Annotated in this window: 14 protein-coding genes; 8 read left to right on the top strand and 6 right to left on the bottom strand. The window is 63.5% G+C overall.

Features of this window, described 5'->3' with window-relative positions; translation table 11 throughout:
- Positions 1 to 71 precede the first annotated feature (71 nt).
- Entirely contained in the window at positions 72 to 332 is a 261-nt protein-coding gene (locus VWY60_RS18575; RefSeq protein ID WP_340546005.1) for a succinate dehydrogenase assembly factor 2, read from the bottom strand.
- A complete protein-coding gene (locus VWY60_RS18570) occupies positions 329 to 724 on the bottom strand; it encodes a helix-turn-helix domain-containing protein (RefSeq protein ID WP_416535692.1) in 396 nt (131 codons plus the stop codon). The genes VWY60_RS18575 and VWY60_RS18570 overlap by 4 nt, the downstream gene beginning before the upstream one ends.
- Before the next feature lie 109 nt (positions 725 to 833).
- On the opposite strand from VWY60_RS18570, the gene VWY60_RS18565 reads away from it, so the two are divergent.
- From VWY60_RS18565 to VWY60_RS18555, 3 genes are all read left to right on the top strand, one after another.
- Positions 834 to 2,036, top strand: coding sequence for a pyridoxal phosphate-dependent aminotransferase (locus tag VWY60_RS18565; protein WP_416539018.1), 1,203 nt, complete (start codon positions 834 to 836; stop codon positions 2,034 to 2,036).
- Between the two features lie 14 nt (positions 2,037 to 2,050).
- Positions 2,051 to 2,473, top strand: coding sequence for a hypothetical protein (locus VWY60_RS18560; RefSeq protein ID WP_416541402.1), 423 nt, complete (start codon positions 2,051 to 2,053; stop codon positions 2,471 to 2,473).
- Positions 2,474 to 2,804: 331 nt separating this feature from the next.
- Positions 2,805 to 3,671 (top strand): delta-class carbonic anhydrase, encoded by an 867-nt coding sequence (locus tag VWY60_RS18555; RefSeq protein WP_416539020.1) that lies wholly within the window; start codon positions 2,805 to 2,807, stop codon positions 3,669 to 3,671.
- Positions 3,672 to 3,778: 107 nt separating this feature from the next.
- Here VWY60_RS18555 and VWY60_RS18550 read toward each other — a convergent pair whose 3' ends face one another.
- Complete coding sequence (locus VWY60_RS18550; protein ID WP_340546010.1) at positions 3,779 to 5,176, bottom strand: MATE family efflux transporter; 1,398 nt, start codon at positions 5,174 to 5,176, stop codon at positions 3,779 to 3,781.
- A gap of 9 nt (positions 5,177 to 5,185) precedes the next feature.
- Positions 5,186 to 5,347 (bottom strand): hypothetical protein, encoded by a 162-nt coding sequence (locus VWY60_RS18545; RefSeq protein ID WP_416541401.1) that lies wholly within the window; start codon positions 5,345 to 5,347, stop codon positions 5,186 to 5,188.
- On the opposite strand from VWY60_RS18545, the gene VWY60_RS18540 reads away from it, so the two are divergent.
- Positions 5,346 to 6,080: a DUF2461 domain-containing protein gene (locus VWY60_RS18540; protein WP_416541400.1), complete on the top strand. Its 735-nt coding sequence runs from the start codon at positions 5,346 to 5,348 to the stop codon at positions 6,078 to 6,080. The genes VWY60_RS18545 and VWY60_RS18540 overlap by 2 nt on opposite strands.
- A 9-nt stretch (positions 6,081 to 6,089) precedes the next feature.
- On the opposite strand, the gene VWY60_RS18535 is transcribed toward VWY60_RS18540, so the two are convergent.
- Positions 6,090 to 6,698, bottom strand: a complete 609-nt coding sequence (locus VWY60_RS18535; protein ID WP_416541399.1) for a carboxymuconolactone decarboxylase family protein — start codon at positions 6,696 to 6,698, stop codon at positions 6,090 to 6,092.
- Between the two features lie 153 nt (positions 6,699 to 6,851).
- Positions 6,852 to 8,267 (bottom strand): pyridoxal phosphate-dependent decarboxylase family protein, encoded by a 1,416-nt coding sequence (locus tag VWY60_RS18530; RefSeq protein WP_416541398.1) that lies wholly within the window; start codon positions 8,265 to 8,267, stop codon positions 6,852 to 6,854.
- Between the two features lie 225 nt (positions 8,268 to 8,492).
- Here VWY60_RS18530 and parE point away from each other — a divergent pair, with 225 nt between their 5' ends.
- The 4 genes from parE (at position 8,493) to VWY60_RS18510 (ending at position 14,927) form a co-directional block, all read left to right on the top strand.
- Positions 8,493 to 10,451: a DNA topoisomerase IV subunit B gene (gene parE, locus VWY60_RS18525; protein ID WP_416541397.1), complete on the top strand. Its 1,959-nt coding sequence runs from the start codon at positions 8,493 to 8,495 to the stop codon at positions 10,449 to 10,451.
- 2 nt (positions 10,452 to 10,453) lie between these two features.
- Positions 10,454 to 11,245 (top strand): hypothetical protein, encoded by a 792-nt coding sequence (locus tag VWY60_RS18520; RefSeq protein WP_416541396.1) that lies wholly within the window; start codon positions 10,454 to 10,456, stop codon positions 11,243 to 11,245.
- A gap of 761 nt (positions 11,246 to 12,006) precedes the next feature.
- Positions 12,007 to 12,759, top strand: a complete 753-nt coding sequence (locus VWY60_RS18515; RefSeq protein WP_416535130.1) for a hypothetical protein — start codon at positions 12,007 to 12,009, stop codon at positions 12,757 to 12,759.
- A gap of 101 nt (positions 12,760 to 12,860) precedes the next feature.
- Positions 12,861 to 14,927 (top strand): molybdopterin-dependent oxidoreductase, encoded by a 2,067-nt coding sequence (locus VWY60_RS18510; protein WP_416541395.1) that lies wholly within the window; start codon positions 12,861 to 12,863, stop codon positions 14,925 to 14,927.
- Positions 14,928 to 14,940 lie beyond the last annotated feature (13 nt).

Genomic DNA, 14,940 nt, shown 5'->3' with positions numbered 1-14,940 from the left:
GCATCTCCGACTCGATGGTGTCTGAGAGCAACAATGCGGAAAATTCCCGAAAAATCCGTTAAGCTGAAATTTTATTCTTTTTGATGGGTTTGCGCTATGTCGTCGATCAGCGCCGAGAACCGATCCGGCGCCGCCACCTGCCCCGTCACCCACTGGTACAGATCCTGATCATTCTCCTGCAAAAGCAGGTCGTAGAGATCAAGATCCGCCGGGCCCATCGTGGCCAGTGTCCGCTCGGCATAGGCGGAAAGAAGAATATCCATCTCCTTGATTCCGCGCCGCATTGAGCGCATCTGCAACCGCTTCAGCCGGTGGGCAGGCAGTTCGCTCATTGTGCGCTGCCTTCCATCACCAGGCGCAGGCGTTTTTCCAGCCGCGCCGCCCGGTCAGCATTGCTGCGCAGATCCTCGCGCAGCTGGCGCAGCTCGGTCATCACCGCCGCCAGATCCTGCGGCATCTGTTCGCCAGCCGGGGCTTCCATGCCTTCGCCCTCGCCGGTCAGCAGCCAGCGCATCGACACATTCAGCAGCCCCGCCATCATCGACAGCTTGTTGGCGCGCGGTTCCGACAGATCCTGTTCCCAGCCGGTCAGGGTTGATTTCTTGATGCCCAGCCGACGGGCCAGCTGCGCCTGGGTCATGCCTGCTGCATCGCGTGCAGCGGCCACCCGGTCACCAAAGGTTGCCGCGTCGGGGCCATACCAATTCATGTCGTCGTTGCTCATTTGCCCGCTCCTGTTGGCCTATCGGTTTGTCGGTCTCCTGATCCCGCTTGATCGGAAGTTAGCGGCACCCTATGACAGTTCTAGATGACATTCAAACAGAGGTCTTTCCATGCAATTTCTGTCCGATAGCCTCTCCCGCGTCAAACCGTCACCCTCGATCGCCGTCACCACGCTGGCCGCTGAACTGCGTGCGGCGGGCCGTGACGTGATCGGCCTGAGCGCCGGTGAGCCTGACTTTGACACGCCCGACAATATCAAGGACGCCGCGATCCGTGCCATTCAGGCAGGCAAGACCAAATACACCGCCCCCGACGGCATCCCCGAGCTGAAGCAGGCGGTCTGCGATAAATTCGCCCGCGACAACGGGTTGGAGTATACCCCGGCGCAGGTTTCGGTTGGCACCGGCGGCAAGCAGATCCTCTACAATGCGCTGATGGCAACGCTCAATCCCGGCGATGAGGTGGTGATCCCGACCCCCTATTGGGTGTCCTACCCGGATATGGTGCGGCTGGCCGGTGGCACGCCGGTCTGTGTCGACTCCTCGCTGGACACCGGGTTCAAGATCACCCCGGCCCAGCTGGAGGAGGCAATCACGCCGCAGACCAAATGGTTCATCTTCAACTCACCCTCGAACCCGACCGGGGCCGGCTACCACCCGGAGGAGCTGAAGGCGCTGACCGAGGTGCTGCTGCGCCACCCGCATGTCTGGGTGATGACCGATGACATGTATGAGCATCTGGTGTTCGATGATTTCACCTTCTGCACTCCGGCGCAGATCGAACCGCGGCTCTATGACCGCACGCTGACCTGCAATGGCGTCTCCAAAGCCTATGCGATGACCGGCTGGCGGATCGGCTATGCCGCCGGTCCCAAGCATCTGATCGACGCGATGCGCAAGATCCAGTCGCAATCCACATCGAACCCCTGCACCATCAGCCAATGGGCTGCGGTTGAGGCGCTGAATGGCACCCAGGATTACATCCTGCCCAATACCGCCGTGTTCCGCCGCCGCCGCGATCTGGTGATTTCGATGCTCAGCCAGATCGAAGGCGTAGCCTGCCCGGTGCCTGATGGGGCCTTCTATGTCTACCCCTCCATCCATGCGCTGATCGGGCGGACCTCTGCCGGGGGCGTCAAGATCACCGACGACGAGGCCTTTGCCAAGGCGCTGCTGGCGGAGGCCAATGTGGCCGTGGTCCATGGCGCCGCCTATGGGTTGTCGCCGAACTTTCGCATCAGCTACGCCGCGGCCGATGACGTCCTGACCGAGGCCTGCCGCCGCATTCAGGCCTTCTGCGCCGCGCTGCGCTGAACGGAGCGTTTCGCATGGCTGCCTCCCTGCCAGACTATTACTTTCGCGTGCGCGACAACGGAGCCTTTGTGTTCCGCGTCGATAGTGAGAACCGGCAGCGGCGGCTGGACATGGATCAGATCGCCGTGGTGAAGCTGCGCAGCGGCGAGATCCGCGCCCATGGCGACCGTGACCTCAGTGCCGAGGATCTGAACGCGATCCGCAGCTGGATGGATCAGCGCCGCGAGACGCTGGCCATGCGCGAGATGGATGGCATTCACCGCACCATCGAGCATCTGAACAGCACCGCCCATTGGGCACAAAGCAAGGCCAGCGCCGCGCAGCTGGAGGAGATCACCGACCAGCTGCTGCTCGCCATGCACGACCTGCGCTCGGTGCTGGTGCGCAAGAAGGCCGATCATCTGGCCCGTGGCGCCAAGGACAGCGACCCCTCCTGATCAGCGTGGGCATGACCGGCCATCGGTGGCGCCGGATCTGAACATCACCCGATCCGTACGCGCGGATCTTTGGCGGCTTGCACATCATGCGTGTCGCGCGGCCGCTCCTTACGTCCTCTGTCGCTGGACGCCACCGCCAGCCCTTCGGTGAGGGGTGGGTTGCAATGGCAACCATAAGGCGATTAATATTTTTATCACACAATCATTATAGGAACCATTGGCGGCAGTTTCGGACTGTAGCGCGATCACCCCGGCCCCCTGTTCTGGTCCTGCGCAGATCCGCCACTGCCGCCACTGTTACCAGTATCATTCAGTCACAACAGGATTCCCGATGACGTCATATATTTCGATCATGCCCGCTTTTGCCGCCCTGACCCTCGCCAGCGGTGTCGCACTGGCCGCAGACAGTGCGCAGACCGTCAAGGACAGCGAAATCGACCGGCAACGTGCGGCACTGGCCATGAGCACCTTCGGGGCCGGATTTGGTCCGCAATCGCCGCGCGACATCGACATGGTCGAGGGGCAGAACCTGCGCGTCTTCAGCGCGGCACCGCCCGCCACCGAGATGAACCTCTGCAATATCCATTTCCATGAAAACGCAGAACATCGCGGCGGTGAATTCACCAGCTACGCGGGCAATGGCGATGGCAAGGGCTATGGCACCGGCTATCAATACGACGGCACGCTGAGCGAGGCGGAACTGGCGCCGCTGGACAGCCCCATCGGCGCCGAGGGCGGCCACGGCGATCTGCAACCGGGCGACACCATCGAGGTGCATTACGTCCACACCACCGCGCAGGTGACCCCGGGGCCAACGCTGGGCGCCTGCCTCAGCGATGCGATCAAGAACCCGCAGCTGCGGGTTGAGGCGCAGGTTTATGTGCTGGTCAATGACGAAAACGCCGCCGATTTCACCGAGCTGACCCGACTCACCGTCCGAAACAACCTCTATCAGGCGCAGAACATCCCGGCCAATTCCGGCACCCCGATCAGCTATGCCGGCTCCACCACCGGTCCGGGGTACAATACCACGGGCTCCCCGTTTCAGGTCACCTGGAGCGTCCGACCCAAGGTGATCCGCGTCAATATCCACAGCGTCGGCACCTGGCTCGAGCATAATTATTTCAACGAGACCCACGCCCATGGCGTCCGCAATCTGGTGACCAACCCCGATCTGCTGGCACCGATCAGCAACTAGCCCGCGCCGCCACGGCTACCGGTGGTCGCGGTGATGACCCGGCAACAGGACCAAAGGGGGCGATACCGCCCCCTTTCCGGTGCGCGACTGACAGGTGCCTCGTGCCGTTATCCGGTGGTCAGCGTTGCGGAGGGGGCGCCCACCCGCTTGATCGAGCGGCGCCAGAACCGGATCATCAGGAACAGCCCCGCCGCCGACAGGCCGATCACCAGCCCCAGCCAGACGCCAAGCCCGCCCATGCCGAAGGTAAAGCCCAGCAGATAAGAGGCCGGTATCCCCACCGCCCAATAGCTGAGCCCTGCAATCACCATCGGCACGCCAGTGTCCTGCACACCGCGCAACAGGCCCAGCGCGATGACCTGCATACCATCCATCAGCTGAAACAGCGCCGCCGCCGCAAGCAGCACGCCGCCGATCAGCAGGATCTCGGCCTTCTGCGGGTCGGCGCTGTCCAGAAACAGCGACATCAGCGGGCCGGGCACGGTCAGGAACAGGACAATCGCCACCGACGATACCAGCAGCGACATCAGCGTCACCACCTTGCCGCCGCGTGCCAGATGCGCGCGGTCGCCGCGGCCATAGGCATTGCCCGCCCGGATGGTCGCCGCATTCGACAGCCCCAGATGCACCATGAACGTCAGCCCGCCCAGCGAAATCGCGATACCATGGGCCGCCAGCGGCACCGTGCCCAGCCAGCCCATCATCATCGCCGAGGCCGCAAACAGGCTGGCCTCGGCCAGCGTGGTCAGCCCGATCGGCAGCCCCATGCGCAGCACCCGGCCCAGCATCTCCCAGTCCGGACGCTGGAAATTCTTCAGCAGCTCATGCTCCGGCAAGGCCTTCAGCGCGTAGACCAGCACCAGCACAAAGGACAGGCCATTGGTCACCAGCGAGGCCAGCGCCGCCCCGGCAATCCCCAGTTCAGGTGCGCCCCAGTTGCCAAAGATCAGCGCATAGTTCACCAGCCCGTTCACCACCGCCCCAAAGACCGACAGCCACAGCACGATCTGGGTCCGTTCCAGCGCCGCCAGATAGGATTTCGCAACCATATAGAGCAGCGCCGGAAACAGCGCCCAGCCTGCAATCCGCAGGTATTCCGCCGCGTCATGCGCCACCTTCTCCTCCTGGCCCAGCAATAGCAGGATCGCCTCTGACCACCACAACAGCGGCATCGCCAGCACCCCGTAGACCAGCGACAGCCAAAGCCCCATGCGGGTAGAACGCCGGATCTGACGCTCTTCGCCGGCACCGGCTGCGGCGGCCACCATCGGCATCACCGCAAAGGCAAAGCCGGATCCGAACAGGAAGATCGAGAAGAAATAGGACGAGCCCAGCGTCACCGCCGCCAGCTCATCGACCCCATACCAGCCCAGCATCACCGTATCGGTCAGCCCGATGGCAAACTGCGCCACATGCCCGCCAATCAACGGCAGGCCAAGCACGGCAATGGCGCGACTATGGGCGAGGAGTGTGTTCGGGGCGGGCGCGGGCAATCTCTGTGTCATATGCAAGCCTTAGGCACGGGTCGACAGGACGGCAAGCCTCATTTCCGCTCCGGTTGCAATCTGCCCGCCGACGTCTGCCGTGCCGGTCATGCGCGCCGTCTTATGCGTACGATCTGCGGCAAATGTGATATGCTGGCGGTGCCGATCATCGCCAGCAAGGAGCGCCTGCATGTCCGATCTCACACGCCAGCTGATCCCTGATGCGCAGGCCTTCCTGACGGAGCTGTCGCAGAACAACAGCCGCGACTGGTTCCAGACGCATAAGGCCCGCTATGACGACCAGCTGCGCCGCCCAGCAGAGGCGCTGCTGGCTGAGGTTGCCGATTACCTGCGCCCGCATCATCCCGGCATTCAGGGCAAGCTGTTCCGGCCCCAGCGCGATCTGCGGTTTTCCAGGGACAAGACCCCCTATCACACCCATCTGCATATGCTGTGGAAGCTGCCGCTGCTGCCGGGGGCCGGACTGTTCTTTGGCATCGACCCGGCCCGGCTGCGCGTCGGCGGCGGTGTCATGAGCCTTGACGGTGCTGTGCTCAGCCGCTGGCGCATTGCGGTTGCGGGCCGGCCGCTGGTCCGGGTCTATCCGACGGCAGGCCTCGACCAGATCGACGGGCGCCGACAGCCCCCCGACAGCGGCTTTGCCGATGAGCTGGCGGCGCTGCTGGATATCCTCACCCTCAAGGGGTTTCGACCCAATGCGGCTGAGCTGAAACGGGTGCCGGGGCCACAGGATCAGACCCATCCCCACGCCGATCTCCTGCGCCGCAAGTCGCTGACCCTGTGGTCTGATCTCGACCTCACGTCGCCGGTGGATCCAAAGGCCGCGATCTGCAGTGCGGCCCTCGTGCTGGCACCCGTCTTCACCCTGTTGCGCCCGATCCTGACCAAGCCGGTCGCTGCCTGATCGCCGGGATCAGCTGTGGCCCCAGTCCTCCGGATTGTCGCTGTTGTTGGGGCTCAGCCCCAGCACATCCCCCCGGATCGAACAGCCCAGCCCCAGCACGGTGCGGTTGGCATAGGAGAAATAGGCGCAGACCTGATTGATCTCCAGAATCTGCCCGTCATCCAGACCGGCGGCCCGCAGCGCATGGATATCCGCCTCGATCAGCGCGGCCGGGGCCTCGGTCAGCTTGCGCGCATAGACCAGCCCGGCCCGCTGCGCCGGATCCAACGGCGCCAGCTGCGGGTTGCGCGCCTCGATCGCGGCGCGGATCTCCTGCCCCCGCGCCTCATCCGTCAGCAGCCGCTGGAGGCCGGCAAAATGGTGCTCCACGCAATAGGCGCAGTCATTCAGGGACGAGACCCAGACTCCCAGCACCTCCAGATACCATTTCGGCAGGCTGTTGCCGCTGTGGTGCAGCACATTCTTGTAAAGCGCCATATGCCCTTCCATCGAATGCGGCCGCAGACTGTGCACCATCATGATGTTGTCGACATTGTTGCCCGGCCCGGTCACCCGCTCGTAGAGCTTTTTCAGCTTGCCGGTTGCCTCTTCAAACGGAACGGTCCTGATCCAGGCCATGTCACTCTCCCTGATTGTCTGACCCGAGAGTAGCGGCTGCCAACGGCAATGGAAGGCAAAACGGAGCGTCAGGTCCCGCCCAGTCCCGGGACGTGAGGCGCCAGCCGCACGGCCTGCGCCTGACCTTGTACCTCGGAGGACCGGCAAAAGACCCTACGCCGACGCCTCCCGCGCCACCGCGGCAATCGCCGCCCGCACATCCGCCGCGCGGCTGCGGTGGTTGGTGATCGCAGCGCGCAGCATCACGCGGCCATCCGCACGGGTGGTCGAGAACACCGCCTCGCCGCTTTCCTGAAGGGTCTGGGCAATATGCGCGTTGATCACAGACTGCGCCTCCGGCGCCAGATCGCTGCGCGCGGTGAAGACGCAGATATTCGATACCACCGGCGCGCCCAGTGCCATCAGCGGCTGCGCCTCAACCTCAGCCGCCATCAGCGCCGCCAGCTCGCAATTGCCGGTGATCGCCTCGCAGAACGCCGCCTCGCCATAGGTCTCAAGCGCCGTCCAGACCTTCAGCGCCCGGTTGCCACGGCTGAGGTCAATGCCATAGTCGCAGAACCACGGCTCACCGCCCGCCAGCCCGCGCTCGGCGCCTTCCAGATAGGCAGGCCGCGCCGCAAAGGCCGCCCGGTGCTCCTCCTCGTTCCTGAGCAGCGCCATGCCGCAGTCATAGCCCACATACATCCATTTGTGGAAATCCAGCGCGATGCTGTCGGCCCGCCCGATCCCGTCACTCAGCGACCGGTAAGGCTCCGCCGCGATCCGCGTCCAGGCGCCAAAGGCCCCGTCCACATGCAGCCACAGCCCCAGATCCGCTGCCGCATCGGCCAAGGCATTCAGATCGTCAAACTGCCCCAGATCCACGGTGCCCGCATTGCCCACCAGCAGAAAGGGCAGCGCGCCCCTGGCCCGATCCTCGGCCACCATCCGGGCCAAGGCCGCGCAGTCCAGCCGGCCATCGACCAGTGGCACCTTGCGCAGATTGTCCGAACCGATACCCAACAGCTCCACCGCCTTCAGCGAGGCATTATGCACGCCCTCGCCCGCATAGGCGGTCAGCCGCACCGCGCCCTGGCCGGTCTTGCGGACATCCTTCAGCACCCGCAGCCGCGCCGCCTGAAAGGCAATCACCGTCGCCTGCGAGGTGCCGGTCACCAGAATGCCGCTGGCCCCCTCCGGCATCCCCATTTTGCGGCGCGTCCAGTCGACAACCGCGCGCTCCATGTAGTTCGCGCCATGGTCGCGCCCGCCCATATTGGCATTGACCGCCGCCGCCGCAACCGAGGCGATCAGATCCGTCGCCAGACCCGATCCCTGCACCCAGCCCCAGAACCGCGGATGGGTGTTGCCACCGTGATAGGGCAGCACGTCCCGGATGATCCGGTCGACCGTCTCTTGCGGCCCCAGCGCCTCCGCCGTCACCGCATAGCGCGCGTCAATATCCTCCGGCACCGGCTGCCAGGGGCGCTCCGCTGCCTCTTGCATCTGGTCCAGCGCCGCCTCCAGCATCCGCTGCGCCTCAGCGCGGAACACCGCCCAATCCTGCGTCTTGATCCCAGTCTCAGCCACCCGCGCGCCCTCCTCCTGCCTGCCGCTGCCCACAGGTGTAGCCCGCAAGCCCAGGCACCGCACGAAGAATATCGCCGCACCCAGTTGCCCGGCCTTACTGCCGATGAACTGATCGCCGCGCACCCTGCCCTGCCTTATCCACAGCCCCTTGCGTGCCTCTTCCACCCGGCCCCAACACCTGCCATAATGGCGGCCAATCAAAACCAACCAAGAGCAGCCCCGCATATGGCCGACGACCTCCTCAGCACGCCCGCTTCTGAGACTTATGACGCTTCCTCGATCGAGGTTCTGGAAGGCCTCGAACCGGTCCGCCAGCGCCCCGGCATGTATATTGGCGGCACCGATGAGCGCGCGCTGCACCATATGGTCGCCGAGATCCTAGACAACTCCATGGACGAGGCCGTCGCCGGCCACGCCAACCGGATCGAGGTGACGCTGCACGCCGATTTTTCCGTCACCATCTCCGACAATGGCCGTGGCATCCCGATCGACCCGCACCCGAAGTTCCCGGACAAATCGGCACTTGAGGTGATCCTCTGCACCCTGCACGCAGGCGGCAAATTCTCCGGCAAGGCCTATCAGACCTCTGGCGGTCTGCACGGCGTCGGCTCCTCCGTGGTGAACGCGCTGTCGGATTCCATGGTCGTGCAAGTGGCCAAGAACAAGGAACTCTTCGAACAGCGTTTCTCGCGCGGCCTCCCCCAGGGTCCGGTGGAAAAAATCGGCGCCGCCCCCAACAAGCGCGGCACCTTCGTCACCTTCCACGCCGATGAGCAGATCTTCGGCTCCCACCGGTTCAAGCCCAAGCGCCTGTTTACCCTCGTGCGCTCCAAGGCCTATCTGTTCTCCGGCGTCGAAATCCGCTGGAAATCGGAAATTGACGACAATGAGACCCCGACCGAGGCCACCTTCCACTTCCCCGGCGGCCTCAAGGACTACCTCACCGAAGTCCTTGGCAAATCCTCCGTCTACGCCGACCAGCCCTTTGCCGGCAAGGTTGAGTTTCGCGAGAAATTCAACGCGCCGGGCTATGTCGAATGGGCGATCAACTGGACGCCGTCCCGCGACGGCTTCACCCAGTCCTACTGTAACACCGTCCCCACACCCGAGGGCGGCACCCATGTGGCGGGCTTCTGGGCCGCAATCCTAAAAGGGATCAAGGCCTACGGCGAGCTGGTCAGCAACAAGAAGGCCGGCAACATCACCCGCGACGACCTGATGGCGGGCGGCTGCGCGCTGGTCTCCTGTTTCATCGCCGATCCCGCCTTTGTCGGCCAGACCAAGGACCGCCTCTCGACCGAGGCCGCCGCCAAGATGGTGGAAAACTCGGTCCGCGATCATTTCGACAACTGGCTGGCCGCCGATACCAAATCGGCCGGCGCCATCCTCGACTTTCTTGTGCTGCGGGCTGAGGAACGCCTGCGTCGCAAGCAGGAGAAAGAGACCCAGCGCAAATCGGCCACCAAAAAGCTACGCCTGCCCGGCAAGCTGACCGACTGCACCTCCAAGGACCGCGCCGGCACCGAACTGTTCATTGTCGAGGGCGACTCCGCGGGCGGCTCCGGCAAGGGCGCGCGCAACCGGGTCAATCAGGCGCTCTTGCCCCTGAAGGGCAAGATCCTGAACGTGCTGGGCGCGGCCTCCAACAAACTCGGCTCCAATCAGGAGATCAACGACCTCTGCGAGGCGCTTGGCGTCGGCCTTGGCACCAAATTCAACCTCGACGATCTGCGCTATGACAAGATCATCATCATGACCGATGCGGACGTTGACGGCGCCCATATCGCCTCGCTGCTGATGACCTTCTTCTTTACCCAGATGCGCCCGCTCATTGACGGCGGCCACCTCTACCTCGCCTGCCCGCCGCTGTTCCGCCTGACCCAAGGGGCGAAACGCGTCTACTGCCTGGACGAGGCCGAGCGCGACAAATGGCTGGAAAAGGGCCTCGGCGGCAAGGGCAAGATCGACGTCTCCCGCTTCAAGGGTCTTGGCGAAATGGACGCCAAGGATTTGAAAGAGACCACGATGGACCCCAAGACCCGCAAGCTGATCCGCGTCACCATCGACGAGGACGAGCCCGGCGAAACCGGCGACCTGGTCGAGCGTCTGATGGGCAAGAAACCCGAGCTCCGCTTCCAGTATATCCAGGAGAACGCGAAGTTCGTGGAGGAGCTGGATGTTTGAGGATGAACACAAAGTGGATTTCTATCAAAAAGCTTAAAGAACACGAATTCCATACAACCCTTCGCCACATCCGGGCGAGCGGAGAAAACTGGCATTCTTCAATTACACGCCTTAGTGAAATTCTCCATGAGGCGATTACTCGCGCGATGAAGCTCGCCTCATCTCTTTTTGTCATTTATTTAATTTTGACTGCATTTGGCGATGAAAACACAGTTAGCGTTACTGTATCTGGTGTCACGGCTTCCCTTCCCACGGGCTACGTGACAGTAGCGGCCAGTTTGATACTCTTTATTGCGCTTCAACACTTACAAACGTGCGCGATGCTGATTTCAGCGCTCTCGAATGAAAGCCTGAGAGTTAGGCTTCGTGGCTTCAATTCTGGACTATACAAACTCTATCACGGGAAGGACGAGATGGCTCTCGTGACGCCTGTCGTGCTCAATCAGTTTCTTTCCCCCAAATTACCTACGACCAAAATTCTAGATTTCCTTACTCAGATGGTTTACATCAGTGTCCTCTTTCCGTTTTTGGGGATGTGGATTTTCCTATTCAAGCTGCAACTTAAAATCGCACTATCTGGCGAGTTTTCCTCAATCCATCAAGCAGCAGCTTGTTTTGGGGCATTCACTCTTGCCGCCGCTGCTGTGTTTGTTGTTCTTTTCAACACCCCACTGCCAATGAAGAAAAACGCCTATGGAATTAGGCGGGGACTCCTTTCCACTTTGCACCCTGTGGGTCAACATCCTATGCTGGCCCGTTGGCTTGATGAGGAAAATAAGGCTAAGAGTACCTAACTCCCGCTAACCCCAGAACTTTTACACTGCGAAATCCAAAAGCAGACCTGAACGGGCGGAGCCCGAGGCGCGCTTTCCTGCTTCCTCCCGCAACACAAGGCCCGCGCCTGACCTTGGGGAGGCGTGAAGCGCCTTCCCGGGGGGAAGGTCAGGCGCGGGCCGTGCCGCTGCGCCCCACGTCCCAAAGGGGCACACCGTCAGCTCCTTCACCTTTCTGAAAATACTCCCGCCCCCAGCCCGGCAGGCGGCTTTGCCGCCGAGAGGGGGAAGGCATCCCGCCTATAGGTCTGCGCCTGCCGGGGGCTGGCACGCGGCCCGGTCAAGGTGGCTCGTACCCCCGTTGCGCCAGCCCCCGGACCACCGCACGCCCCTTCCACCTTCGCTTAAACCCGATCTGCCAGGCTGATCCCGTCGCGACATCCGGGGCGGACTGACACCCCGCCCCACCACCTGGAGATCGGACGCCACGGCCAGCAACCGGGGCGGTTCGCAGATATCTCGCGAAGATGGGCAATCCCCATCCCACCCTCCGCCTCTGGCCCCAGTGGAGACATTGGGCCCTTGGCGGCGCCGCCTGCTCTTTGCTGCCCGCAGCACCGACCCGTTCCCCACCACGCGGGTGACATCACAATCAGGACATCCCCCACCGCGCCACTGGGCATCACCGGCCGCGCGGTGATAGCGCTTGCCTGCAAGGCGCTGGTCTTTCTACACTTCCCCTGAGCCAGCCCACCCCGGACCCACCCGCAGGAGCCGCCGCCATGATGACCATCGCCGACAATCAGCTGCTGCTGATCCTCCTGTGTTTCGGCGCGGGCAGCCTCGGCACCGCGCTGCTGTTTCGCCATCCAGCAGGACACCGGGTCTGGCGGCTGGCGGATCTGGGCTGGGTGGTGCTCGGCGGTATCGGCGCGCTGGTCGCTGTGCTGGCGGGCATCTACAAGGCCGACACCGGGCGGCTGGAACGGCAGATCGACATCGCCTATGCCGCCACCGCCTCTTTTGACCGCGACGCCGCGCGCTTTCGCCTGCGCTTCTGCGATCCGGCCTATGACAGCGATATCGCCACGCTCTGCGACAAGATCGAGTTTCTCTCCGCCTCCACCGCGGGCAATGCCGAGCTGCCGCTGTTCATCGCCGTCACCGATCAGGTCACCCCGCTGCAGGGGCTGCGGCTGATCTTTGGCCGCGCCGACCACACGCCTGAGATGATGGAAATGGCCGCCAAGGCGGATGCCTTCGATCCCGCCGCCTTCACCGTTTTTACCGCGCTGGATGCCCCGACCAAAGCCGCCGTCGACACCCTGCGCCGCAAGGTGCCGACCATTGCGGGCGATTTTCTGATCCTGGCCCGCGCCTATGACGCGCTGATCGGGCAGATCACCCAGCTCAAGAGCGAATGGGAATATCTTCAGGACAACGCGCATATTCTGGTGTTGCAGATCCTCGCGCTCTGCATGGTGGCCTTTGCCGCGCCGTTCCGGCTGGGCAAATCGGTGGTGGATCTGCGCTAGGTCCTGGCCTTATCAAAACTCACCGAACTGGCCATTTCGACAAGGTCAAATTCCAGGCTAGGCTGGCCGCAACAGACCCTTTCAGATTTGCGAGCCCAGCCATGCGCGACAACGCCCCTGCCGATAGCCCGACCACCCAGTTGCCCAGCGTCTGCCCGCTGGATTGCCCCGACACCTGCAGCCTCAGCGTCAGTGTCACGGATGGCGAGATCACGGCGGTGCGCGGATCACACGCCAATCCGCTGACCGACGCGGTGATCTGCAACAAGGTGGCGCGCAGTTTTGCAGGCTTTGTGCATGGTCCCAACCGGCTGACCCAGCCGCTGCGCCGCAGCGGCCCGCGCGGCAGCGGCAGCTATGAGCCGATCAGCTGGGAGCAGGCGCTGGACCTGATCCACGCCGGGTTCATGCGCGCAATCACCGCCCACGGCGCGCAATCGGTGCTGCCCTTCAACTACGCAGGCCCCCACGGCGAGCTGGCCGGCGGGTCGATGGACCGGCGGTTTTTCTACCACATGGGCGCAACCCGGCTGAACCGCGGGCCGCTCTGCGGCGGGGTGCGCGGTGGCGCCTATGAGAGCCTGTTCGGCGCCGCCCCCGGCATGCCGCCACAGCAGCTGCTGCATTCGGATCTGGTGCTGGTCTGGGGCAATAACATTACGGTTTCCAACCTGCATATGGCGCCGCTGCTGAAACAAGCCCGCGCCGAGGGCGCACGGCTGGTGGTGATCGACCCCAAACGCACCAAGATTGCCGAACACTGCGACCTGCATCTGCAACCGGTGCCGGGCACCGATGTGGTGCTGGCGATGGCACTGGCGGCTGAGCTGGAGCGGCGCGGCGCGCTGGACCATGAGTTTATCGGCCAATGGACCACCGGATCAGAACCATACCTGAAGGCTGCCCGCAGCTATACCCCCGATCAGGTGGCCGAGGTCTGCGGCATCCCGCTGGCGCAGTTCCACCAGCTGGCGGATTGGATCGCACAGGCCCGCTGCATGTCCACCTCGCTTGGCAACGGGATCGAACGCGGACGCTCCGGCGGCTCCGGCCTGCGTGCGGCCATGGCGCTCCAGGCGCTGACCGGCCATCACGGGCGGCTGGGCGCCGGGGTGCTGGCCAAACCCGGCCTCGCCGCCCCCAAAACACAGGACCGCTTGCAGGCCAGCCACCTGATCGACCCGGACACACGGGTGTTCAACATCGTCGATGTGGCACGCAAACTACTGGATCGCGATATGCGCATCCCGGTCAAGGCGGTGATGATCTACAATCACAACCCGGTCGCCACCCACCCCGATCAGGCCCGCCTGATCGAAGCGCTCAGTCAGGAAGAGATCTTTATCGCGGGCTGCGATGTGGCGATGACCGATTCCATGCGGATGTGCGATGTGATCCTGCCCGCCGCCAGCCATTTTGAATATGACGATGTCTATGGTGCTTACGGCCAGAACTTCATCCAGCGTGCCGCCCCGGTGATCCCACTGGTGGGCGACAGCCTGCCCAATACTGAAATTTTCCGCCGTCTGGCCGCGCGGTTCGGCTATGACGACCCGCTGTTTCAGGCCAGCGATGCCGAGCTGATGGATCAGGCGCTGGACGGCAATCATCCACAGCTTCAGGGCCACCGCCCCAGTGAAATCCCCCTCGACCGGGCGCTGGAAATCACCGCTGCCGAGGGCGCCGCACCAATCCTCTGTGATACGATTGCGCCGGCCACCGCCTCGGGCAAGATCGAGCTGTTCAGCGAGGACTACGAGACCCGCTACGGCTTTGGCGTGCCGCGCTATGATCCGGTGCCGCGCAGCGCCCCCTTTGTGCTGATCACGCCGTCCTCTGCGAAACGCACCAATGCCACCTTTGGCGATCAGCCACCCTCAGATGGGGCCGAAATGCTCGAAATGCACCCAAAGGATGCCGCCAGCCGTGAGCTGACCGATGGCGATCTGCTGGAGGTCTTCAACGATCGGGCCACCGTCACCCTGCGGCTGAAAATCAGCGATGCCACCCGACCTGGCGTGCTCTACAGCCCCAAGGGCACCTGGCGCGCCAGCAGCGCCACGGGTCTGACCGTGAACGCGCTGATCCCCGCCGATATCCGCACCGATACCGAAGATGGCGCCTGCTATAACGAGACCTTCGTGGACCTGCGCCGCGCTGCCAGCTGACCACGCAACAAAG

The organism is Phaeobacter sp. JH20_26, assembly GCF_048056275.1.
Classification (GTDB): Bacteria; Pseudomonadota; Alphaproteobacteria; order Rhodobacterales; family Rhodobacteraceae; genus Phaeobacter; species Phaeobacter bryozoorum.
Note: the sequence above shows the minus strand (reverse complement) of the source record. Positions and strands in the feature narration are given on the sequence as shown.

Coding starts and splice junctions, on each gene's coding strand:
- VWY60_RS18575 (WP_340546005.1), bottom strand. CDS start 332: ATGAGCGAACTGCCTGCCCACCGGCTGAAGCGGTTGCAGATGCGCTCA.
- VWY60_RS18570 (WP_416535692.1), bottom strand. CDS start 724: ATGAGCAACGACGACATGAATTGGTATGGCCCCGACGCGGCAACCTTT.
- VWY60_RS18565 (WP_416539018.1), top strand. CDS start 834: ATGCAATTTCTGTCCGATAGCCTCTCCCGCGTCAAACCGTCACCCTCG.
- VWY60_RS18560 (WP_416541402.1), top strand. CDS start 2,051: ATGGCTGCCTCCCTGCCAGACTATTACTTTCGCGTGCGCGACAACGGA.
- VWY60_RS18555 (WP_416539020.1), top strand. CDS start 2,805: ATGACGTCATATATTTCGATCATGCCCGCTTTTGCCGCCCTGACCCTC.
- VWY60_RS18550 (WP_340546010.1), bottom strand. CDS start 5,176: ATGACACAGAGATTGCCCGCGCCCGCCCCGAACACACTCCTCGCCCAT.
- VWY60_RS18540 (WP_416541400.1), top strand. CDS start 5,346: ATGTCCGATCTCACACGCCAGCTGATCCCTGATGCGCAGGCCTTCCTG.
- VWY60_RS18545 (WP_416541401.1), bottom strand. CDS start 5,347: ATGCAGGCGCTCCTTGCTGGCGATGATCGGCACCGCCAGCATATCACA.
- VWY60_RS18535 (WP_416541399.1), bottom strand. CDS start 6,698: ATGGCCTGGATCAGGACCGTTCCGTTTGAAGAGGCAACCGGCAAGCTG.
- parE (WP_416541397.1), top strand. CDS start 8,493: ATGGCCGACGACCTCCTCAGCACGCCCGCTTCTGAGACTTATGACGCT.
- VWY60_RS18520 (WP_416541396.1), top strand. CDS start 10,454: ATGAACACAAAGTGGATTTCTATCAAAAAGCTTAAAGAACACGAATTC.
- VWY60_RS18515 (WP_416535130.1), top strand. CDS start 12,007: ATGATGACCATCGCCGACAATCAGCTGCTGCTGATCCTCCTGTGTTTC.
- VWY60_RS18510 (WP_416541395.1), top strand. CDS start 12,861: ATGCGCGACAACGCCCCTGCCGATAGCCCGACCACCCAGTTGCCCAGC.